Below are 22,619 nucleotides of genomic sequence, written 5' to 3'. Positions count from 1 at the left end.
GCACTTCTCCGCTGCCCGAGCGGGGGCAACTCGCTCAGTTGAGCTGTACGTCCCCCGGATGGGTGGCCAGGAAAGCCAGTGGCGGCCCCTGCCTGCGCAGCACCCTGGCCCACAGGTTCTCGTCGGGCGGCGCGATCACGTCCTCCGGCAGTGCCGGGAACACGTGCCAGTCACCCCGGTCGATCTCGCCCGTCAGCTGCTGCTTGCCCCAGCCAGCGTAGCCCGCGAAGAACCGCATCCCGCGCGCCTGACCGGCCAGCTCGTCCGGGTCGCTGTCCAGATCCACCAGCCCTACCGGCCCGTTCACACCGACGATGTTGCTGAACTCCCCGGCGTCGACCCCGGTTCGCAGCGCGGCGAGGCAGATCGCGGTGCGCTGCTCGACGGGCCCGCCGACGAACAGCGACTGGGGTTCGCTCGCCAGCTCGCCCCACTTGGGCAGCACGTCGTGCACCGGTATCTCGCTGGGCCGGTTGAGCACCACGCCGAGCGTGCCCTCGTCGTGGTGGTGAATGACGAAGACCACCGCACGGCTGAAGTTGTCGTCCTGCAGCGTGGGCGCCGCCACCAGCAGCGTCCCCGGTTTCACATCCGCGTCGGATCCCACCCGCCCATGATCTCACTACCGGGCGGAGTTGGGGACCGGCCGTTCGTACCGAGGAGTGTCGAGGCACCGATACCGCCCGGCGGCCCGGCGAAAATTTCGCGAGAAATCGACACCGCCCGGGCCGCACCGCCCCCACCGGCGCGGCGATTTCGCGAGAAATCGACGCTCGGCGACAGCGAGACGGAAGCGGCCACAGCGAGAGGGAAGCGACGAAAGCGATCGAGGGCACGGAGCCGGGAACAGTGAACGCGAGCCGGTAGCAGTGAGCACTACTACCGAACAGTGATGCTCACTAATAATGCCGACTACTGCTCCGGCGGCTCGACCCCCTGCTCACGGGCCCAACGATGCAGTTCGGCTACCGCGTCCTCCCGCTCCAGCGGTCCCTGGTCCAGCCGGACCTCCTTCAGATGACGCCACGCCTGACCGACGAGCGGCCCCGGGCTGATCCCCAACAACCGGATGATCTCGTTGCCGTCCAGGTCCGGGCGGACCCGCGCCAGGTCCTCCTCCTCGGCGATGCGCTGGATGCGGGCCTCCAGGTCGTCGTAGGAGCGCTGCAGCGCCCGTGCCTTGCGCTTGTTGCGGGTGGTGCAGTCGGCGCGGACCAGCTTGTGCAGCCGCCGCAGCAGATGCCCCGCGTCGTTGACGTAGCGACGCACCGCCGAATCGGTCCAGTTGCCCTCGCCGTAACCGTGGAACCGAAGGTGCAGGTACACGAGATCGGAGACGTCGGAAACGACTTCCTTGGAGTACCGCAGCGCACGAAGCCGCTTGCGGGCCATCTTGGCGCCGACGACCTCGTGGTGGTGAAAACTCACCCCGCCGCCCGGCTCGAAACGCCGGGTGGCCGGTTTGCCGATGTCGTGCAGCAACGCGGCCAACCGCAGCACCAGATCCGGCTCGCCATCGGGGTCCTCGGCCCGCTCCAGGTCGATGGCTTGATCCAGTACTACCAGTGAGTGGTAATAAACGTCCTTGTGCTGGTGGTGCTCGTCGATCTCCAGCCGCATCGCGGGCAGCTCGGGCAGCACGTGCTCGGCCAGACCGGTGTCGACCAGCAGTTCGATGCCGCGGCGTGGGTAGGTGCCGCAGAGCAGTTTGGAAAGCTCAGCCTGTATCCGTTCCGGAGTGATGCGCTCGATCTCGGCTGCCATCCGGCGCATCGCGTCCAGCACCCGTTCGGCGGGCTCGAACCCCAGCTGCGCCGCGAACCGGGCGGCACGCAACATCCGCAACGGGTCGTCGGCGAAGGACTCCTCCGGTGGGGCGGGGGTGTCCAGCCGCTGCCGGACCGCGTCGCGCATCCCGCCGTGCGGATCGACGAACTCCCCGGAGATCGGTTCGACCGCCATCGCGTTGACCGTGAAGTCCCTGCGCAGCAGATCACCGGAGATGGAGTCACCGAAGACGACCTCGGGGTTGCGGCTGGTGCGGTCGTAGGTGTCGGCCCGGAAGGTCGTGATCTCCACGGTGACGCCGCGCCGGTAGGCCCCCAGGGTGCCGAACTCGATACCGGTGTCCCACACCGTCTCGGCCCAGTCGTCCAGCAGTCCGCGCACCCGCTCCGGCCGCGCGTCGGTGGTGAAGTCGAGATCCCCGCCGAACCGTTCCAGCAGCACGTCGCGCACGCTGCCGCCCACGATGTAGAGGGAAAGCCCCTCGGCCGCGAACCGTTCGGCCAGCTCCCGAGCGGTCGGCACCAGTCGCGACAGCTCCCGCACCACGTTGTGCTGCGCCGTCCGCACGGCGGTCACTTCGGGATCGTCGGTCCGCGCGGCGGAGTCGTGGGAACCCGCGGCGTCGAAAACGGAAGGGGACACGGCCGTCAGGGTATCGGCCCCCAATGAATCGACCACGGCGGTCACCGCACCCGGCACCTCGCGCGACGGACGCGCGTTCCGATCCGGTCGAGCGGCCGAGCCGGTACGGCGTCCCGGGTGGGAACTCGTGGGACGTCACCGTCGAACCGGAGTGCGCACGGGACCGTGATCATTACTATGATCGCATCGTTCGTCGCCCGAACGGGTGAGCCTGGATGGTCGAGGGGACCTGGATGGTCGAGGGGCGGAGGGCGGCGCCGATCGGAACGCGCCACGGCGGTCGTCGAGAACGACGGTTACCCGACCGATCGCATTACCATCGGCTACATGCCCCCTCTGCCCGGTCGCTCCGGCGGCTCCCGATCCAAACGTCGGGGTCCGCGGCGGCGGCGCGGGCTGCGGACCGTGGACGAGACCTCCGCCGGTGGGCTGGTCGTCGACGGGAGCTGGGAGAACGCCGCCGTCATCGGACGTTCCGACCGGCGGGGTCGGTTGCTGTGGTCCCTGCCCAAGGGCCACATCGAGACCGGCGAAACACCGGAGGAGACCGCCGCGCGAGAAGTCTCCGAGGAGACGGGCATCATCGGACGGGTAATCCGCCCGATCGGGACGATCGACTACTGGTTCGTCGCGGACAACCGGCGGGTGCACAAGACCGTGCACCACTTCCTGCTGGTGGCCATGGGCGGCGATCTTTCCGACGAGGACGTGGAGGTCACCGAGGTGGCGTGGATGCCGCTTGGTGAGCTGGACAAGGCTCTGGCCTACGCCGACGAGCGCAGGCTCGTCCAGCACGCGATCGCGCTGTTCGGTCCCGGGGCGGGCAGCGCGGAGTTCGGCACCGGAACGGAGCACGGATGAACCGCGGCCCCGGTCACGCACGAAAGCCGCGCGGCGCACGGATCCGGTTACGGGCGGGGCTGCTGCTCGTGGTGAGCGCCCTGCTCGCCGCGTTGGCCCCCGTGACCACCCCGGTGGCCGAGGCACAGCCCACCGAGCGGATCGACATCACCGTGTCCACGGTCACGCCACAGCTGCTTCGGAGTGATTCGTCGAACACGCTGACGATCAGCGGAACCATCCACAACACCAGCGACAGCACCCTGCGCGACCTGGAGATGCGACTGCAGCGCGGCAAGGCCCGCGCCACCCGTGCCAGCGTGCTCAAGGCACTGCGGGACCGGGCGTCCACCGCCGTGGTGCGAACCAGGTTCGAGCCGGTCGCCACGAGACTGGCAGCGGGCGCCCGGACCGGCTTCGAACTACGGGTGACGCTGAGCGGCGCGGACTCCCGATCGCTGCGCGTCGACTCCCCGGGAATCTATCCGCTGCTGCTCAACGTCAACGGTGAGCTTCCCTCCCAACGACGGGCCCGCCTCGGCTCCACCCGGTTCATGCTGCCCGTGCTCTCACTCCCGGGAGGATCCCCGGCGGCCCCTTCCGAGAGCACGCCGGTGACCACGCTGATACCGCTGATCGACTACCCGAGGATGATCCAGCAGCGGCTGCCCGGACGGCCGACCATCCTCACCGACGACCGACTCGCCCGATCACTGGCGCCGGGCGGCAGGCTGCACGGCCTGGTCCGGGCGGTGTCCGAGGAGGTCCCTCCGGACGAACCGCTGGGCAAGGGACTGTGCTTCGCGATAGACCCGGACCTGATCGTCACGGCGAAGGCCATGGCCGAGGGCTACCGGGTGCGCCGGGACAACGGCGACACGGTGCGGGGAACCGGTTCGGAAGCCGCCAGGACCTGGCTGGACGACCTGCGGTCGGTGACCCAGGACCGCTGCGTGATCTCGATGCCCTACAGCGACACGGACGTGGTGGCGCTGGGGCGTGCGGAGCTGCCCGAACTGATCGAGAACTCGCTGGACGGCGCGGACGCGGTGAGCGAGGAGCTGGGCGTCGAGGTCCGCGAGGACGTCCTCTGGCCGGTGGACGGAGCGCTGGACGAACCGGCCGCCTCCCAGCTCGCCGACACCGCGGTGAACAAGGTGCTGCTGCACCCCGACTCACTGGCGAGCACCGACGGGTCGCTGCGGCCGGCACGGCTGAGCACCGCGAACTCCGACTACACGCCGAGCGCTCGGCTGATCGACCCGCTGGTGGCCGACGCGCTCAACCCCATGCGCGGGCAGAGCGCCGCCAACTCGACCCAGCTCTCCCCACCGGGTGACGCCACTCCAGCACTGCTGGACGGCCTGGCGAGCCTGACGTTCCGCTCCCGGAACGCGGCGGTGCCCGGCACCACGCTCATCGCCCCGCCCCGTCGCTGGAATCCGAATGAGGGGGAGCTGCGCGACTTCCTCTCGGGACTGCGAACGCTGCGGGACGCCGGGTTCGTGCGGCCGACGGCCCTGCCCGAGCCCGGTGACGGCTCGGCGGAGCGGGGAGCGGCCGGAACGCGGGAGCAGTCCGCCGGGAGCGCTACCCGGCAGGTGGCGCTCGCCTATCCGGCGAGCAGCGCCGCCGACGAGATCCCGCAACGGGTACTCGACGAGCTCGCGGCGCAGAACCGCAAGGTCGGCCGGTTCTACCGGGCCGCGGCGCGTGAACCCGCCAAGAACGTCGACCCGGCCAGCGTGACCACACCACTGCGCAACGGCCTGTTGCGCGGCGCCTCCAGCGCATGGCGGGGTGAGAGCGGCACCGCCCGGAAATGGCTGGAAACGGCGGAGCGGACCCTGCGGGGGATCCTCGGCAGCGTTCGGCTGGGGGATCCGAAGCCGATCTCCCTGACATCGAGCAACGGCAAACTGCCCGTGACGGTGGTCAACGACCTGCCGGTGACCATATGGTTCGAGCTGCACGTGGACAGCCCACGCGGGGTGAGCGTGGACGATCTCGGCAGGTTGAAGGTTCCCGCCAACGGCAAACGCCAGTTCCTGCCGAAGCTGCACGCCGAGCGGGCGGGCAAGTTCACCGTGGATGTGACGATGCGCACCGAAGGGGGCACGAAACTGGGCAGGACCCAGCGCATCCGGGTGAACTCGAACGCCTACGGCACGGTTTCGCTGATCATCACGATCAGCGGTGCGGCGCTGCTCGTGCTGCTTTCCGGCAGACGTATCGTCCGCCGGATCAGGGGCCGCAACGGCACCACCACGCCGAACGGTCCCACCGGGACAGCGGCGGAACAGCCGGGTCCGAACGGGAGTGAGCCACCCGACACTCCGCCGAACTCGCCCGAAACGAAGAATGCGAACGAAACGGCCGAAACACCGCTCGGCTCGGCGGACGACACCCGAACGGACGGCGCGGCCGACCGCCCGACCACCGAAAATGATCCACAGCAGAGCTGAGACCCTTTGACCCGAGCCCTGTGCACAGCGTCGCGATCAGTTTCCGGGCGCACCGGAACACAGCGGTTCCCGGGAGCTCGCGGGCTCCGGGACCGCACCGGTCATCGGAGAGGTCCGCTCGTCGGAGGCACCGGTCGCGGGTGGCGAGCGCACGGTGAGCACCTCGCCGGATCGGGGCCCGCCCACCCGTAACGGCGAGCCATCAGGTGACGCGGCCTCAGCTAACCTGGCCGGGTTGCACACGTACGGGTGAGCATGCCGATCGAAGGAATGAGTTGGTGAACGGAGACAACCGCACCGGAGCCCTCGGTTCGCGAGGAGGACCCGGTGGGGAGGACGCTCACCCGACAGAACCGCTCCCACGGATGACCGGTTTCCCGGCGCCTCCCACCTCGGCACCGAACACGGACGCCTCCGACAACGCCGCGGAGCTGACCCAACCGATACCGACCGTCGGCCACGGCCCCGGCAATGTCCGGGCCGAGCAGCACACCGAGGTCATCCCCAGCGTCGACGACAGGGCCGAGCGCTTGACTCCCGATCCGGAAACCGCCCGCGCCCAGGGGGACGAAACTTCCGAACCCCGGCACAGCGGCGGCAAGAAGTCGCTGCTCAAAGCCAGCGGATCGATGGCGATCGCCACGTTGATCAGCCGGATCACCGGATTCGGCTGGAAACTGGTGCTGGCCTACACCATCGGGTTCAGCGTGGCCAACGACTCGTTCACCGTCGCCAACACGCTGCCGACCAGCATTTTCGAACTGCTCATCGGTGGTGTGCTCACCAGCGTGATCGTCCCGGTGCTGGTGCGGGCGCAGAAGTCCGACGCCGACGGCGGGCAGGAGTACGTGCGCAAGCTGCTGGCCGCCTCGGGACTGGTGCTGGTGGTGGGCACCCTGGTGTCCCTGCTCGCCGCACCGGGACTGGTCTGGCTGTACATGGGCGACTCCGACAAGGCCAACCCGGAACTGGCCACGGCTTTCGCCTACCTGCTGCTGCCCCAGATCCTGTGCTACGGCGCCAGCGCGCTGTTCGGCGCGCTGCTGCAGTCCAAGCAGATCTTCGGCCCGCCCGCCTGGGCGCCGGTGATGAACAACGTGGTCATCCTCGCCACGCTCGGCGTCTACACCATGCTGCCCGGCGAACTGACCGTGAATCCGGTGCGGATGACCGACGCGCACCTGCTGACCCTGGGGATCGGCGTCAGCTGCGGTGTGCTGGCGCAGGCGTGCGTACAACTTCCGGCGCTGCGCAGAACCGGGCTGAGTTTCATCCCCAGATTGGGTTGGGACTCCCGGCTGTCCGAGTTCGGCGGGATGACGCTGTGGATGCTGGGCTACGTCGGGGTCAGCCAGGTGGGGTTGCTGGCGCTGTCCCGCGTGGCCACCGCCGCCGACCCCGGCGCGTGGTCCATCTACAACTACGTGTGGATGCTGCTGCAGCTGCCCTACGGGGTGATCGGGTTCTCGGTGATGACGGCGATCCTGCCGCGCATGAGCGCGGCCGCCGCGGACGGGGACAACGAGCGGATGGTCGGTGACCTCTCGCTGGGCAACCGGCTCTCCACCGTCTCGCTGCTGCCGATCAGCGCGGTGATGACCGCGCTCGGCGTGCCGATCGCCATGGCGCTGTTCTCCGTCAGGGACGGCATCGGCTCGGTCGAGCAGCTCGGAGTCGCGCTGGCCATCTCCTCGTTCGGCGTGCTGCCCTTCGCGATCACCATGATGCAGATGCGCGCCTTCTACGCCCTGAAGGACGCGCGGACCCCCACGCTGATCATGGTCGTGATGACCGTTGTGAAGGTGTTACTCGCGATCGGGGTGGCCGGTGTGCTGCCCGAGGAGAGCGCCGTCCTGGGGATAACGTTCACGAACTCGTTCACCTTCGTCATCGGTTCGCTCGTCGGCGAGTTCTGGCTGCGGACTCGACTGGGCCCACTCGGCACCCGCCGTTTTCTGAGCACTTTGGGCAGAACGCTGGTGGCCTCCGTGGCGGGCGGAGCACTGGCCTGGCTGGTCAGCACCGGTATCGACACGGTTGTTCCCGGCGACGCCGGCGCCGTGATCGGGTGGCTGCAGGTGGTGTTCGGCGGCACTATCGGACTGGCCGCCATCTTCGGCGTGATGTGGCTGCTGCGGGTTCGGGAACTCCAACCCGCGTTCAACCGAATTACGGGTCTGCTGCGTCGCCGCTGACGGCGGTGTCACGTACTCTCGAACGGGGAGTCTCTACGGCGGGGCGGACGGGATCATCGTGGACTACGACCGCCCTTGCACGAGCGGGGTTCGCGTTCGGCGACCCTTTGCCGACGGGAAGAATCGGGAGACGGCAGGTGAGCGGAAAACCGACCGAGCAGCCGGGTGCCGGACAGCACGAGGACACGATTCACAACGAGCGAACCGTGCGTCGGGAGGACACTACGAGTACGGCACACGCATCCGAGCAGCGACTCGCGCCGGGCGCGGTACTCGATCACGGACGATATCGGCTGCTCGCCAAGGTCGGTTCGGACAGTCGTTGCAACGCTCAGCTCTGGCGGGCCAAGGACGGCGTCCTCGGACGCGACGTCTCCCTGACGATCATCGTCGGGGACAGCACAGACACCACCCAGACCTCGGACGCGCGCCGCACGCTGGAACGCGCGATGCACGCCAGCACTTTCAACCACGTCGGAGTGGCCAGGGTGCTCGACGTGGTCAGCAGCGCTCCCGGCGATCCGGACGGTGTGCTGGGCATCGTGATAGCGGAGTGGACCCACGGCAGCGACCTGACCGAGTTGATCTCCGACGGCCCGCTGGCCCCGGGTACCGCCGCCAGGCTGCTGCAACCACTGGCCGCCGCCGTGGAAGCGGCGCACCACGCGGGACTGGTGCTGGGCATCGACCACCCGCAGCGGGTGCGGGTCACCGGCGACGGCGAGATCCGGATGGCGTTTCCGGGGCCGATGCCGGACGCGGGTTCCGGGGAGGACGTGCGTGGGCTGGGCGCCGTGCTCTACCTGCTGCTGACCGGTCGCTGGGCGCTTTCCGGCAGCCCGGAGGGCGTCTCCTCCGCACCGGCGGGACCCGACGGGACCGTCGTCTCACCCCGCACGCTGCGCCCGGCCATCCCGCTGGAACTGTCAACGGTGGCGGTGCGCGCACTGGGCAGTCCGGAGTCGAACGGCACCACCGGCGGCGTACGAACCGGGGCGGCGGTGCTGCGGGTGCTGGAGCAGTACGCGCAGCAGGACGCGGGTGAATCCGTGATGCACTCGGCACCGGCGGGGGTGGAGGCTCGCGGCGACGACGTCTGGCAACGCGAGGACCCCAAACCCGACCCGGGCAGACGGCGCAAGCTGATCTACGGGGTAGGGGCCGTGGCCGTGGTGACGCTCTTCGTGGTCAGCTGGCTGGCCGCCATGCTGATCGGCATGTTCGTGGGCCCCGAGAAGACCTCGGGCCCCAACCAGATCGTCGGTGGGGAGACGAGCAGCGACTCGCAGCAACAGCCGTCGTCCAGCTCGGAGGAGAGCTCCGCGCCCCCACCGAAACCGCTCGCGGTGACCGGCTCGGACGTGTTCGTCACCGAGCAGGACCGGGACAACCGGGACGAGGTCGACCTGTTGCACGACGGTGACAAGGGCACCAGCTGGCAGACCGACGGCTACAACGACCAGCTCGGAACCGGGTTCAAGAGCGGGATCGGCATCGTGCTCACGTTGGAGAACCCCTCGAAACTCACCGAAGTGGACGTCACTTCCCCCAGCTCGGGGACCGAACTGGAGATTCGTGCCGCGTCCGACGACTCCCCGGAGCTGTCGAGCGCGAAGGTGATCGGCGAGGGCGAGCTCAGCGACGGAACCACCACCATTCCGGTGAAAACCGACGAGTCCACTTCGCACGTGCTCGTCTGGATCACCGGGCTGTCCCAGGGCGACCGCTACAGCTCCGAGATCGAGGAGATCGAGCTGCGCGGCAACAACGGGCAGGCCTGATTCGATCGTCGCGCGCGCCCGGCCCCGGGGCCGGGCGCTCTCCCCGCCGCGGGGCGAGAGCCCGCCGGGAGGGGAGGCGCCGAGCGGATGGGCGCCGCCGGTTCCGGGCCGTTTCGCGTCCCACCACCGACAGGGCGCGGGATCGAGGGGCGCGGGATCGTGGCGACAACGCCTGACAGCGCGGGGAAGTCCACTGCGGTGGGGCGGAACGCGCTCTGACCAATCTGGTGGATGTGTAACAGCACATAATCAGTAGGGTTCGTGGCGTGTCAGAAACCGCCAGTTCGGATGCCGATCTCATAGCGGCTCACCTATCCGGGGACCGGCAGGCGTTCTCCGAGCTCTTCCGGCGGCACCGTGATCGACTGTGGTCGGTGGCCCTGCGGACGATGCGTGATCCGGAGGAAGCCGCCGACGCGCTGCAGGACGCGATGATCTCCGCGTTTCGCAACGCGGGTTCGTTCCGCTCCGAGTCCAGGGTCACCACCTGGCTGCACCGGATCGTGGTGAACGCCTGCCTGGATCGAATTCGCAGACGTCAGGCCCGAGCCACCGTCCCACTACCGGAGGACGGCCCGGGCGAACCCGCACACCCGCACGACAGAATAGCCGAGCACGACACCCGAATGGTCGTATCGGACGCGCTCGGCGAGCTGCCGGAAGATCAACGAGCCGCTATCGTGCTCGTGGACGTCGAGGGATATCCGGTTTCGGAAGCGTCGAGACTGCTCGGCGTGGCCGAGGGCACCGTCAAGAGCCGCTGTGCCAGAGGCCGGATCAAGTTGGCGCAACTTCTCGGGCATCTACGGAACCCGAGTGCGGACGCGCACGTCTCAGACGAAGGCATGGCCACGCGTCGACGGGAGGGACGATGAGTGGCGAGGATCGGCGTGCCGGTGAGCACGGGGTGCCGGAATGGTCCCCCGAGATGCTGGCCGAACTGCACGCGGGAGCGCTCGACGAGGAGACAGCGGCGCGACTACGGCCCGCGACAAGCGCTGATCCGGCAGCCGCGGCGGTCCTGACCGCGCTGGAGACCACGCGGAGCCAGCTGGCGGAACAGGCCGCCGTCGAGATACCGGAGGAGGTGGCGGCCCGCATCGAACAGTCACTGGCCGTCGAACCGCTTCCGGTGGACACGGACGGCGCCGACGGACAACACGAGCACACCGTCGGACACGGGATCCACGGTGACGAACGAGCGGAGTCCCACGGCTCGCCGGGGCCGGAACGGGCCGAAGTGATCGACATCGGGCGTGCTTCCGGCCGGGGCGGCAACCGACGCCGCCGACGCCGCGGGCTCGTGTGGGGCTCGGGCCTGGTGGCCGCGGCCGCCGCGGTGCTGGCCGTGGTGCTGGTCACGCTTCCGGGCGGCGGCTCCGGTGACCATCAGGCGGGCGACACCGGTTCGGAGCCCCCGGCCGCCACCGGCCCCTCCGACCCACCGTTGGCGTTAACCGGGGAGCAGGCGACGCTCAACGGCGAACAGCTGCGGGCAGTGCTCTCCGCCGAGGAGCGGTACGCGGGCGGGCTGGACGACCCCGGCCGACTGCTGCGGTGTTTACAGGCGAACGGGATCTCCGACAGCGACCCCATGGGAGCGCAGCGGATCACCTTCAACGGTGAACCGGCCCAGCTGATGGTGCTGTCCACCGGCGAGGTCGGCCAGTTCCGGTTATTGACGGTCGGTACCGACTGCGGGGCGGGCAATCCCGCCACCATCTCGGACACCGTGGTCGGTGGCTGACCGGGAGCTCCGAGCCGGATCGTCCACGAGGGTGCCCGACCTCGCCGTTCCGTATGGCGCGGCCGGCGAGGCCGACGAGCGGTCGTGGGGCGGACAACCGGGTTCGCCCCGGCCGCGAGAACAACGGTCCAGCATGTGGGCGCGGGCACTCACCCCACGGGGGTGGGAACAACCGACGCCTAGTATCGCGTTGACGATGAAGCGCGCGGACACCGACCACGCGCGAACGACGTGACGACGGAAGGGGCGCGGTGACTGGCGACGTGCGGAACCTGATTGTCGTTGGCTCCGGTCCTGCCGGCTACACCGCTGCGGTGTACGCGGCAAGGGCGGAGCTGCGACCGCTGGTCTTCGAGGGCACCCAGTACGGCGGTGAACTCATGAACACGACCGATGTGGAGAACTATCCCGGATTCCGTGACGGGATCATGGGCCCCGAGCTCATGGAGCAGTTCCGCTCCCAGGCGCAACGCTTCGGGGCGGAGCTCAAGACCAGCGACGTCGAGGAGATCGATCTCGGCGGCCAGGTCAAGACCGTCACCTCCGGCGGTGTGGAGTACCGCGCCAGGGCCGTGATCCTGGCGATGGGTGCGGCGGCGCGCTACGTCGGCGTTCCCGGCGAGGACCGGTTGCTGGGGCGTGGAGTCTCCTCGTGCGCCACCTGCGACGGCTTCTTCTTCCGCGACCAGGACATCGCCGTGGTCGGCGGTGGGGACTCCGCCATGGAGGAGGCCACCTTCCTGACCAGGTTCGCGAGGTCGGTGACCATCCTGCACCGCCGCGAGGAGTTCCGCGCCTCCAAGATCATGCTTGAGCGGGCGCGGTCGAACGAGAAGATCCACTGGCGCACGAACACCGTGGTCACCGAGGTCAACGGCGAGGGCACCGTCTCCGGGCTCACCGTGCGGGACACCGTCACCGGGCAGGAGTCGGAACTGCCGGTGACGGGTATGTTCGTCGCGATCGGGCACGACCCGCGCAGCAAGATCGTCGCCGACCAGGTCGAGGTGGACGAGGAAGGCTACGTGCAGGTGCACCATCCCTCGACCGCCACCGACATCCCGGGTGTGTTCGCCGCGGGCGACCTGGTGGACAAGACGTACCGGCAGGCTGTCACGGCTGCCGGTTCGGGCTGCTCGGCGGCCATCGACGCGGAGCGTTGGCTGGCCGGACAGGAGGCCTCCGACGCGGCGGAGGTCGCGCCGGAACTCGTCGGTGGTGGGTACGGAGCCGCCACCGAGGCCGACACCGCGGCAGCCCACTGAAGGCCGCGAGCGAAGACCCGACCACTTCCGGTGTGGTCCCGCCGCACCGAGGGGCCGGTGATCACCGCCCCGTACCGATCCGAGCACCGAGTAAGGAGCGAAGATGGCAGCCAAGCCGGTTACCGTTGATTCCGAGTCGTTCAAGAACGACGTCCTCAACAGCGACAAGCCCGTCCTGGTGGACTTCTGGGCCACCTGGTGCGGCCCCTGCAAGATGGTGGCCCCGGTGCTGGAGGAGATCGCCTCGGAGCACGAGGACAAGATCACCATCGCCAAGCTGGACATCGACCAGAACCCCGGTGTCGCCCGTGACTACCAGGTGATGTCGGTTCCCACCCTGCTGCTGTTCTCCAACGGGGAACCGGTCAAGCAGATCGTCGGTGCCAAGCCGAAGGACCAGTTGCTCTCGGACATCTCCGACTACCTGTGACAGGTGACCACACCTGTCACACCAGGGCGGCGACGCCCGAGTGGTACCTCGACGAGATCCCACCGCCCATCGGGGCGGTGGGATCTCGTGTTCGAACGGTCGACGATCAGGGCCGACCAGGCTAGCGGAACGTACCGAAGCGACGACGGTGTGGCCCGTGGCCCACGCTCCACAGCGACAAGGCACAATACTTCGCAGCGGACCGCATCGGAATAAACTGATACTTGGGGGTAATGACACGTCGTTAGCACCGGCCGAGGTCGGTGCCTGAATCGAGCGAGGAGTGCATGCAGCTGCTCCACCGCGGTGACGTCGGCCCGGCCGTAACAGAGATCCATGGCGTTCTCGTTACGCTGGGACTCTTACCACCGAACGGCCATGTGGGACCGGCCACCTATGACGAGTCGGTGGAACACGCGGTACGCGCCTTTCAACAGCAACGAGGCCTGATAACCGACGGCGTCGTCGGCCCGGCCACGTACCGAGCGCTCACGGACGCCAAGTGGCGGCTGGGCGATCGTTCGCTCGCTTACTTCGTGTCCCGCCCCATCAGTGGTGACGACGTGTTCGCCCTGCAGGAGCGGCTGCTCGAACTGGGGTACGACGCGGGCCGCCCGGACGGGATCTTCGGCGGGCAGACCGAGTACGCGCTGCGGAACTTCCAGCGCGAGTACGCGCTGAACTCGGACGGGATCTGTGGACCGGCGACCCTGCGTTCGCTGCGACAGCTGGCCCCGAAGGTGCGCGGCGGACGCCCGGTCTACCTGCGGGAGCAGGAGAAGGTGCGGCGAGCGGGGCCGCGTCTGCGCGGCAAACGCATCGTCATCGACCCGGGACACGGGGGCAGTGACCGGGGAGCGGTGATCAACGGTGTGGCCGAGGCCGACCTGGCCTGGGACTTCGCCCGCAGGCTCGAGGGCCGCATGGTCGCCACCGGTATGGAGGCGCTGATCTCCCGAGGCCCCAACTCGTGCCCCGCAGAGGCCGACCGGGCCTCGTTCGCCAACGAGGCGGGCGCGGACCTGTTCCTGTCGCTGCACGTGGACGCCAATCGCTCACCGCAGGCGCAGGGAGTCGCGACCTTCCACTTCGGCACCGGCAACGGCACCACCTCGAACGTGGGGGAGGCGCTCGCCGGTTTCCTGCAGCGCGAAGTGGTGGCACGCACCGCCATGCTGGACTGCCGCAGCCACCCGAAGAGCTGGGAAGTCCTGCGCTGGACGAAAATGCCAGCCGTGCGCATCGAAGCCGGGTACCTGAGCAACCCGGAGGACCGGGCGCGGCTGTTGGACCCCGGCTTCCGCGACGTGGTGGCCGAGGCGGTGCTCGTCGCCGTCAAACGGCTCTACCTGCTGGGCGAGGACGACCGACCCACCGGCTCCTTCACCTTCGACGATCTGCTGCGCTACGAGCTCACCCGCGCCGAGGGCGCCTGAACGCGCGTCCGAGACGGAACATCGGGATACTTCCGAGAGCGGCTCTCGCACCAGGAGCGCTCTCGGAGATCACCGCCGCGATCGGACATTCGTGGTCCGCGACCACGCACAACGGTGCCGCCGGTCAAGCATTCCCAGGGGCCGTTCGGAGCTTTTCAACTAGTGATTTTGCTCACTGTTGGCCAGGATGGAACGAGGCGGACGTTACACAACCGCGAACGTCACACGATGAACCGGTTAGAATCGCCGGATCAAATCCGGTCCCGCTTCCCCGTGACCGGTGCCGATCACACGGCGCACCACCGACCCTGGAGCGCGGAATGTCCGATCATTCGAACCAGCCGAACGAGCAGGCCGAGCCGGAGAAAACCGGCACGTCGACTCCCGCGACGGGAGCGGCGATGGGCAACCTCGACACTCACTCCGCACGGTATGCCGAGCGCACGGCGGGGATGACGGCATCGGAGATCAGGGCGCTCTTCGCGGTGGCCAGCAGGCCGGAAGTGGTTTCGCTGGCGGGTGGCATGCCCAACCTGGCGGCGCTGCCGCTGGATTCGCTGTCCGAGGAAGTGGCCAGGCTGATCGCCGAACAGGGACAGGCGGCGCTGCAGTACGGCTCCGCACACGGCGTTCCGGAGTTGCGCGAGCAGATCTGCGAGATCATGGCACTCGAGGGCATCTCGGGCCAGCCGGACGACGTCATGGTCACCGTGGGCTCGCAGATGGCGCTGGACCTGGTCACCAGGATCTTCTGCGATCCGGGCGACGTGGTGCTGGCCGAGGGGCCCTCCTACGTCGGCGCCATGGGCGCGTTCTCCACCTATCAGGCCGATGTGGTGCACGTGGCGATGGACGAGCACGGGCTGCAGCCGGACGCGCTGCGCGCTGCCGTCGAGGAACTCCACGAGCAGGGCAGGACCATCAAGTTCCTCTACACGATCCCGAACTTCCACAACCCGGCCGGCGTCACGCTGGCGGAGGAGCGACGCCCGGAGATCCTGGAGATCTGTTCCCGGCACGGCATCATGGTGCTGGAGGACAATCCCTACGGCCTGCTCGGATTCGAGGGCCAGACCTACTCGTCGCTGCGTTCGCTGGATCCCGACAACGTGGTGTACCTGGGCTCGTTCTCCAAGACCTTCGCGTCCGGACTCCGGGTCGGCTGGGTGCTGGCACCACACGCCGTCCGGGAGAAACTCGTACTCGCCGCGGAGTCGGCGACGCTGTGCCCACCGACGTTGAACCAGATGATCGTCTCGCGCTACCTGAGCACGCACGACTGGCTGGGACAGATCAAGAGCTTCCGGGAGCAGTACCGGGAACGCCGCGACGCGATGCTCAGCGCGCTGGAGCAGCACATGCCCGCGGGCTGCGAGTGGACCCGCCCCGACGGCGGCTTCTTCGTGTGGCTCACCGCCCCGGAGGGTGTGGACACCAAGGCGATGCTGCCGCGAGCGGTCACCCAGCGGGTGGCCTACGCCTCCGGGACCGGTTTCTACCGGGACGGCCTGGGAACCAGGCAGATGCGGCTGTCGTTCTGCTATCCCACCCCGGAACGGATTCACGAGGGCGTTCGCAGGCTGGCCAACACGCTCAACGAGGAGCTGGACCTGCTGCGAACCTTCGGCTCCGGTGGCGGACGTGAGCTCTCCGGGCCGCAGACCCCCTCGCCGGACACCGCCTGATCGTCGGTGAGAGAGCCGTACGGCCGTTCCCGGTTCGGGGTCTTCCCAGCCTCGGCGAGCGCTCCGAGCCCGATCGGGGCAGCCCTACCGACCGGTTGCCGAACCGCATAACGTCGTCCGGGTAGGTTTTTCGTACTGGTCCGGTAAGTCCGTCACGCTCGGCAGGGTGTGACGGACTTCGTCATGCAGGAGTCCACTTGAGCGATCGCTGGGTTGCCGTACTTTCCGGAGGACTGTCGCACGAGCGCGACGTCTCGTTGCGTTCCGGCCGCAGACTGTCCGCCGCACTTCGCTCCACCGGGCTCACCGTGACCGAGCTGGACGCCGACCACGAACTGCTCAACCGCCTGAGCATCGAGCGGCCGGAAGCGGTGCTGGTCGCGTTACACGGTGGGGAGGGGGAGAACGGCGCGATCCAGTCCATCCTGGAGCTGCTCGACATTCCCTATGTGGGCACCGATCCCCGGGCCTGCCGCCGGGCCTGGGACAAGCCGACGGCCAAGGCCGAACTCGCCAGGGCCGGGTTGCCCACTCCCGAGTGGATGGTGCTGCCGCAGTCCACCTTCCGCGAGCTCGGTGCTCATCCGGTGTTGGACGCCCTGGTGGACAAGATCGGTCTCCCGCTGATGCTCAAACCGGTTCAGGGCGGCTCCGCGTTGGGCGCACGAGTGGTGCGGGAGTCCTCGGAGCTGCCCTCCGCGATGATGGGGGCGTTCTCCTACGGCGACACGGTCCTGGTCGAGAAGCTGGTGGAGGGCACCGAGCTGGCGATCGGGGTGCTGGAGGACTCCGATGGGCCGCGCGCGCTCCCCGCAGTACGAATCGAACCGTCGAATGGGATCTTCGATTACACGGCGCGCTACACGGCGGGGCTGACGAGCTATCAGGCTCCCGCCGAGCTCTCGGAGGGCGTGGCTCGACGCGCGGCCGAACTGGCCGTTTCCGCGCATCGCCTGTTGGGACTGCGCGACATCTCGCGTACGGACGCGATCGTGGACGAGTCCGGCGAGGTCCACTTCCTCGAGGTGAACGTTTCGCCCGGCCTGACCGCGACCTCGCTGATGCCGATGGGGATCGAGGCGGCGGGACGTGGACTCGGGGACGTCTTCGACGGACTGATCGAACGAGCGATCGACGGTCGGGACTAGCGGCTCCGGCCTCGCGTCGTTTCACGTGAAACGCGGGTGCTGTTTCCGTTCACGAAAGCACCGCCCGAAACAGAATGTCACCGTGACGGAACCATGTCGGGCCCAAGGGACCTTCGATTCCGTCCGCGGTTGGAGCGCGCCGGGGCAGTGGCCGCACTGCCCCGCTGTGCGACGCCTTCGCCCCGCGGTGGAAACCACCACGGCGAATCACAGTCACCACCACGCGGCTCGCGCATCGGCGATTTCTCGCGAAATCGCCGCGCCGCTACGACACAGAGCCGAACTCAGACCACCCTCGCGGGCCGAGCCCTAACTACTCCCGCAGGCTGAACTCCCACCACTCACGCAGTCGGCACCGCCGCGGGTTCTCTCGTGGTGCTCTCGCGAGGAAGGCCCGACGTTGTGTAGGTCGCTACCCGATGTCGGGCCTCCCGGAGCGAGAGCCCGCGAGAGGTTCCGCCACCCGCACCGCCAAGCAAACCGAGCCGCCGACAATCAATCCCCCAACAGGAGTTCCGTGAGCCTGCGCAGATCGTCCGAGGAACCGAACTCCACGACAATGCGCCCCTTCCGTTGCCCGGACTCCACCTTCACCTTGGTATCCAGCCAGTCGGCGAGGCGATCCTGCACTTCCTCGGCCCCCGCGAGCTCCATCTTGGGACGTTGCTTGGACTTCGGCTTCTCCGGCTGTTCCCGCTTCTTGAGCGTCACCTGCTCTTCGGCCGCACGCACCGAGAGCCCTTCCGCCACGATGCGGTTGGCGATCTCCTCCTGGTCCCGCGCGTCGTCCAGACTGAGCAGCGCTCGGGCGTGTCCGGCCGCGAGCACCCCGGCTGCGACTCGACGTTGCACGGGCAACGGCAGTCGCAGCAGGCGAATCATGTTGGTGATCACGGGCCTGCTGCGCCCGATCCGATCGGCCAGCTCGTCGTGGGTGACCTCGAACTCCTCCAGCAGCTGCTGATACGCGGAAGCCTCCTCCAGCGGGTTGAGCTGCACCCGGTGGATGTTCTCCAGCAACGCGTCCCGCAACAACGCGTCGTCCTTGGTCTGCCGGACGATCGCGGGAAGCGTGGCCAATTCGGCCTGCTGCGCCGCTCGCCAACGGCGCTCGCCCATGATGAGTTCGTACTGCTCGCCACCGTCGAGCTCACGCACCACGATCGGCTGCATGAGGCCGAACTCCTTGATGGAGTGTTCCAGCTCGGCGAGTGCGTCCTCGTCGAAAACCTGGCGTGGCTGCCTCGGATTGGGAACTATCGCCGAGATCTCGATCTCGCGGTAGACGGCTCCGGCGACGCTCTCGCTCGTTTCACGTGAAACAACGGGTTCCACGGCGGAGCCACCGGCCGGGGAAGCGGTATCAGCTCCGGCCGAAACCGTCACCGTGTCGAAATTATCCCCTGTCGGTGGCGCCTCCGATTCCGGAGCACTCGGAATGAGTGCGGCCAGTCCGCGGCCCAAACCACCACGACGCTCGGTCATGACGTCTTCCTCTCCGTACCGCGCTCGGCGATCTCACGAGCAGCATCCAAGTAACTCATGGAACCCCGCGAGCCGGGGTCGTAACTCAGCACGGTTTGCCCGAAGCCGGGAGCCTCGGAAATCTTGACGCTACGAGGGATGACGGTTCGCAGTGCCCGCTCACCGAAATAGTTGCGGACTTCCTCGGTAACCTGTTCGGCGAGCTTCGTACGTCCGTCGTACATGGTCAGCAACACGGTGGAGACGTTGAGCCCGGGGTTGAGGTACGACTGCACCAACTCGATGTTGTTGATCAGTTGCCCCAGTCCCTCCAGCGCGTAGTACTCGCACTGGATCGGGATCACCACTTCGTGCGCGCCCACCAGCGCGTTCACCGTGAGCAGTCCCAACGAGGGCGGGCAGTCGATGAAGACGTAGTCGTAGTCCAACTCGTCGAGCACCGCCGGTCGCAGTGCCTCTCGCAGTCTCGCCTCGCGAGCGACCATCGTGACAAGCTCCACCTCCGCGCCTGCCAGATCGATGGTGGCGGGCACACAGCTGAGGTTCTCCGACTGTGTACTGGTGGCGGCGGCGTCGGCGACACCGATCTCACCGAGCAGGAGTTGGTAGACCGAGGGAACCCCCGCCTGGTGATCCACTCCCAGCGCGGTACTGGCGTTTCCCTGCGGGTCGAGATCTATGACCAGAACCCGCAGTCCCTGCACTGCCAGCGCGGTGGCCAGGTTGACCGTGCTGGTCGTCTTTCCCACGCCGCCTTTCTGGTTGGCGACGGTCATGATCCGACGCTCATCGGGTTTGGGCAATCGGGTCGATTCCGGAGCCGGGGAGGAGGTGCTCCGTTTCGCCTCCTCCACGAGAGGGGTCCAGGCGGTCCAATCGGAGCTCGCTTCCTCCGCCTGCGCCCCCTCGCCGGCCACGGCGGGGAAGCGCATCCCACCCATGGAACGACCCTTTGTTTCACGTGAAACACCATCGGTCTGGTTCGATTCCGGGGTCACCGTCACCGTTCCTTTCTGTTTGGCCGGTTGTCCGGCCGACGCGTCCCCATCCCACGAGCTCGCCTTCCGGAGCCGGTGGAACGTGACGGAGCCGCCTCCGAACGCCGCACCACGACGACATTGGCAGGAGTCTCCAGCACATCCGTTCCGCAATGGCGCACCTCGGCCGACACGCCACCACGACGTGCTATCGCGGCACGATCACGCTCCAACTCCTCGGACGCACTGGCACCCTTCTGCGCGAGCAGCAGGCCGCCCGGACGCAGCAGCGGCAGACACCATTCGGCGAGCCGCTCCAACGAGCTCACCGCCCGAGCGACCACGAAGTCCTGATCGTGCAGCCGGGCACGGATCGGTTTTTCCTCCGCTCGTCCCCGCACCACCGTCACGGGCAGTCCCAGATCATCCGACAGTTCCTCCAGCCACGCGACCCGACGCGCCATCGGTTCCAGCAATGTGACGGTCAGATCGGGACGAGCGATCGCGAGCGGTATACCGGGTAGTCCCGCCCCGGAGCCGACATCGACCACCGTGGCTTCACGTGGCAACAACTCCCGCAACACTGCCGAGTTGTAGATGTGGCGTTCCCAGAGCCGGTCTCCCTCCCTCGGACCGATCAAGCCACGTTGCACGCCATCCGTCAAGAGGCGTTCCGCGAACTCGCTCGCCAATGACGCCCGATCACCGAAAATCATCCGCTCCGGTGACATTCCCTCGACCCCTCGCACAGCTTCACCCGCATCATTCTCGGCCGGGAACCGCCCGACCGGACTCTCGTCGTCCAACAACCCGCCTCTTCGATGCCCCGGTTTCGATCCCGTTCATCATAGAGTTGTTTCACGTGAAACACGCCCCGAAGGCAGGCTTCGACACAGCCACCCACGGAAAACGAATACTTCTCACACGACATCGGTGACGCCCGCCGAACGGTCACGCCGCGCCCCTCGGGCAACGAACCCGGGCCGCCCCGCACACCACCCCGCGAGCGAGACCGCCGCACTGTTTCACGTGAAACGCCCGCGCGACCGCGTGAGCCCACCCCACGAGAAAGTCACGGGACGAAGCCACGGGCCCCGCCGAACACAATGCTGCCCCTGTGACGCGATGTCACAGGGGCAGCATGACAACGAACCGGTCCGGCCGGAACGACCACACGCCGAGGAATCACCCGGCCCGGTAAACGACCACACGCCTGCTGGGCGGTTCTCCCTCGCCCTCGCTGGTGACACCCGACACCGCGGCGACCGCGTCGTGCACCACCTTGCGCTCGAACGGACTCATCGGGCGCAGCCGCTGGGTCTTACCGGTACTCGCGACCTTCTCGGCAGTCCGACGGCCGAGATCACTGAGTTCGTCGCGCCGGTTCGCGCGCCAACCGGCGATGTCGAGCATCAGCCTGCTGCGCACCCCGGTTTCCTGCTGCACGGCCAGCCGGGTGAGCTCCTGCACGGCTTCGAGCACCTCGCCCTGCGAACCGACGAGCTTCTCGAGGTCCTTGCCGCCTTCCACGCTCACCACGGCACGCCCCGACTCCACATCCAGATCGATGTCGCCGTCGTAGTCGAGCAGGTCCAACAGCCGTTCCAGGTAGTCACCGGCGATATCGCCTTCGCGCACCAGATCGGCTTCGCTTCTGGCCGTCGATCCACTGTCCCGATCAGTGGCCTGTTCGGAACCACTGACTGCCACGGACTGCTCGTCCTGGCCGGCCTCCTGCACGGTATCGGACACTGGGTGTCTCCTCTCTGGAGCTGCTTACGGATTCACCGGTGCTCGTCCGGCTTGTCCGTGTCGCTGGAACGGTCTTCCGGTATTCCGGGCAATTCGGCTCGCTCGTCGTCTTCCGGTCGGGCACGGGAGTCCACGCGCTCGACCGGCGAGGAATCGATCACCGCGGGCGCCGCGTCCGGCGTCTGCTGCCGCTGTGCTTCCTCCTCGTCGATACGTCGAAACACGATACGCTGCTGCCCGAGGGTCCAGAAGTTGTTCGCCAACCAGTACAGCAGGATCGCCAACGGCAGGAACGGGCCGGCTACCACGGCGAACGCCGGAAAGAGCCACAGCATGATCCGATTCATCATCGCCTGCTGGTTCGGAGCGGGCGAGGGGGTGCGTTCGCCACGCTGCCTGGCTATCGAGTGTCTGGTGGTGAAATGCGTCGCGATCCCCGCCGCGATCATCAATGGAACTCCGACCAACAGCATCGAGGCCCGATCGGTTCCGAAAGTGCTCAGCGCCTCGGCAGGAGCCGTGAGCGTGCCGGAAAGGCTGGCGCCGAACAAGTGGGCGTCGAGGAAGGAACGCACCCCCTCCGCGCCGAAGAAGTAGTTGCTCTCCTCGTTCGGCTGAAAACCGTTGAGCACCCGGAACAACCCGATGAAGACCGGGACCTGCACGATCATGGGCAGACATCCACCGAGTGGATTGAACCCCTGCTCGGACTGCAGCTTGCGCATCTCGGCGGTGAGACGCTGCGGATCGTCGGGGTAGTCCCGCTGCAGCTGCTGTATCCGCGGCGCGACCTCCTGCATCTTGCGCATGGAGCGGACCTGGTGCACGAAGGGCTTGAACAGCAGGATCCGCAGGGTGAACACCAGGAACATCACGGACAGCGCCCAGGCGAAACCACTGTCCGGACCGAGCAGCGCCCCGAACACGGCATGCCACGACCACAGGATGAACGAGACCGGGTAATTGATGAAGTCCAGCACTTC

Annotated in this window: 18 protein-coding genes; 11 read left to right on the top strand and 7 right to left on the bottom strand. The window is 67.8% G+C overall.

Features of this window, described 5'->3' with window-relative positions:
* Positions 1-34: 34 nt before the first annotated feature.
* Positions 35-607, bottom strand: coding sequence for a YqgE/AlgH family protein (locus BM394_RS13210; protein WP_092978173.1), 573 nt, complete (start codon positions 605-607; stop codon positions 35-37).
* Positions 608-912: 305 nt separating this feature from the next.
* Positions 913-2,364 (bottom strand): CCA tRNA nucleotidyltransferase, encoded by a 1,452-nt coding sequence (locus BM394_RS13205; protein WP_092978378.1) that lies wholly within the window; start codon positions 2,362-2,364, stop codon positions 913-915.
* 393 nt (positions 2,365-2,757) lie between these two features.
* Here BM394_RS13205 and BM394_RS13200 point away from each other — a divergent pair, with 393 nt between their 5' ends.
* The 11 genes from BM394_RS13200 to BM394_RS13150 all read left to right on the top strand — a co-directional run bounded on the left by BM394_RS13200 (position 2,758) and on the right by BM394_RS13150 (position 17,422).
* Positions 2,758-3,291: an NUDIX hydrolase gene (locus BM394_RS13200; protein WP_092929946.1), complete on the top strand. Its 534-nt coding sequence runs from the start codon at positions 2,758-2,760 to the stop codon at positions 3,289-3,291.
* The gene (locus BM394_RS13195; RefSeq protein ID WP_092978171.1) at positions 3,288-5,735 is read left to right on the top strand and encodes a DUF6049 family protein; all 2,448 of its coding nucleotides are present in this window, start codon (positions 3,288-3,290) and stop codon (positions 5,733-5,735) included. Before BM394_RS13200 ends, BM394_RS13195 begins: the two co-directional genes overlap by 4 nt.
* Before the next feature lie 365 nt (positions 5,736-6,100).
* Positions 6,101-7,930 (top strand): murein biosynthesis integral membrane protein MurJ, encoded by a 1,830-nt coding sequence (murJ, locus tag BM394_RS13190; protein ID WP_092978376.1) that lies wholly within the window; start codon positions 6,101-6,103, stop codon positions 7,928-7,930.
* A gap of 137 nt (positions 7,931-8,067) precedes the next feature.
* Positions 8,068-9,711: a protein kinase family protein gene (locus tag BM394_RS13185; RefSeq protein ID WP_092978169.1), complete on the top strand. Its 1,644-nt coding sequence runs from the start codon at positions 8,068-8,070 to the stop codon at positions 9,709-9,711.
* 266 nt (positions 9,712-9,977) lie between these two features.
* Positions 9,978-10,586 (top strand): RNA polymerase sigma factor SigM, encoded by a 609-nt coding sequence (sigM, locus tag BM394_RS13180; RefSeq protein WP_092929952.1) that lies wholly within the window; start codon positions 9,978-9,980, stop codon positions 10,584-10,586.
* Complete coding sequence (locus tag BM394_RS13175; RefSeq protein WP_092978167.1) at positions 10,583-11,458, top strand: hypothetical protein; 876 nt, start codon at positions 10,583-10,585, stop codon at positions 11,456-11,458. The genes sigM and BM394_RS13175 overlap by 4 nt, the downstream gene beginning before the upstream one ends.
* Before the next feature lie 251 nt (positions 11,459-11,709).
* Complete coding sequence (gene trxB, locus BM394_RS13170; protein ID WP_092978165.1) at positions 11,710-12,723, top strand: thioredoxin-disulfide reductase; 1,014 nt, start codon at positions 11,710-11,712, stop codon at positions 12,721-12,723.
* A gap of 103 nt (positions 12,724-12,826) precedes the next feature.
* A complete protein-coding gene (gene trxA, locus BM394_RS13165; RefSeq protein ID WP_092978163.1) occupies positions 12,827-13,153 on the top strand; it encodes a thioredoxin in 327 nt (108 codons plus the stop codon).
* Between the two features lie 287 nt (positions 13,154-13,440).
* Positions 13,441-14,589, top strand: a complete 1,149-nt coding sequence (locus tag BM394_RS13160; protein ID WP_092978161.1) for an N-acetylmuramoyl-L-alanine amidase — start codon at positions 13,441-13,443, stop codon at positions 14,587-14,589.
* A gap of 320 nt (positions 14,590-14,909) precedes the next feature.
* Complete coding sequence (locus BM394_RS13155; protein ID WP_092978159.1) at positions 14,910-16,274, top strand: aminotransferase-like domain-containing protein; 1,365 nt, start codon at positions 14,910-14,912, stop codon at positions 16,272-16,274.
* A gap of 197 nt (positions 16,275-16,471) precedes the next feature.
* Positions 16,472-17,422, top strand: coding sequence for a D-alanine--D-alanine ligase family protein (locus BM394_RS13150; protein ID WP_092978157.1), 951 nt, complete (start codon positions 16,472-16,474; stop codon positions 17,420-17,422).
* Between the two features lie 495 nt (positions 17,423-17,917).
* On the opposite strand, the gene BM394_RS13145 is transcribed toward BM394_RS13150, so the two are convergent.
* The 5 genes from BM394_RS13145 to yidC form a co-directional block, all read right to left on the bottom strand.
* Positions 17,918-18,907 carry a ParB/RepB/Spo0J family partition protein gene (locus tag BM394_RS13145; RefSeq protein ID WP_092978155.1) on the bottom strand — a complete coding sequence of 330 codons (990 nt, stop codon included), beginning with the start codon at positions 18,905-18,907 and terminating at the stop codon, positions 17,918-17,920.
* Positions 18,904-19,839 (bottom strand): AAA family ATPase, encoded by a 936-nt coding sequence (locus BM394_RS13140; protein WP_092925610.1) that lies wholly within the window; start codon positions 19,837-19,839, stop codon positions 18,904-18,906. Before BM394_RS13140 ends, BM394_RS13145 begins: the two co-directional genes overlap by 4 nt.
* Positions 19,840-19,907: 68 nt before the next feature.
* Positions 19,908-20,615 (bottom strand): 16S rRNA (guanine(527)-N(7))-methyltransferase RsmG, encoded by a 708-nt coding sequence (rsmG, locus tag BM394_RS13135; protein WP_092978374.1) that lies wholly within the window; start codon positions 20,613-20,615, stop codon positions 19,908-19,910.
* Positions 20,616-21,069: 454 nt separating this feature from the next.
* Entirely contained in the window at positions 21,070-21,636 is a 567-nt protein-coding gene (locus BM394_RS13130; RefSeq protein WP_092978153.1) for a Jag family protein, read from the bottom strand.
* A 32-nt stretch (positions 21,637-21,668) separates the two neighbouring features.
* A complete protein-coding gene (gene yidC, locus BM394_RS13125; RefSeq protein WP_092978151.1) occupies positions 21,669-22,616 on the bottom strand; it encodes a membrane protein insertase YidC in 948 nt (315 codons plus the stop codon).
* Positions 22,617-22,619 lie beyond the last annotated feature (3 nt).

The organism is Actinopolyspora lacussalsi subsp. righensis (genome assembly GCF_900116555.1).
Taxonomy (GTDB): domain Bacteria; phylum Actinomycetota; class Actinomycetes; order Mycobacteriales; family Pseudonocardiaceae; genus Actinopolyspora; species Actinopolyspora lacussalsi.
Note: the sequence above shows the minus strand (reverse complement) of the source record. Positions and strands in the feature narration are given on the sequence as shown.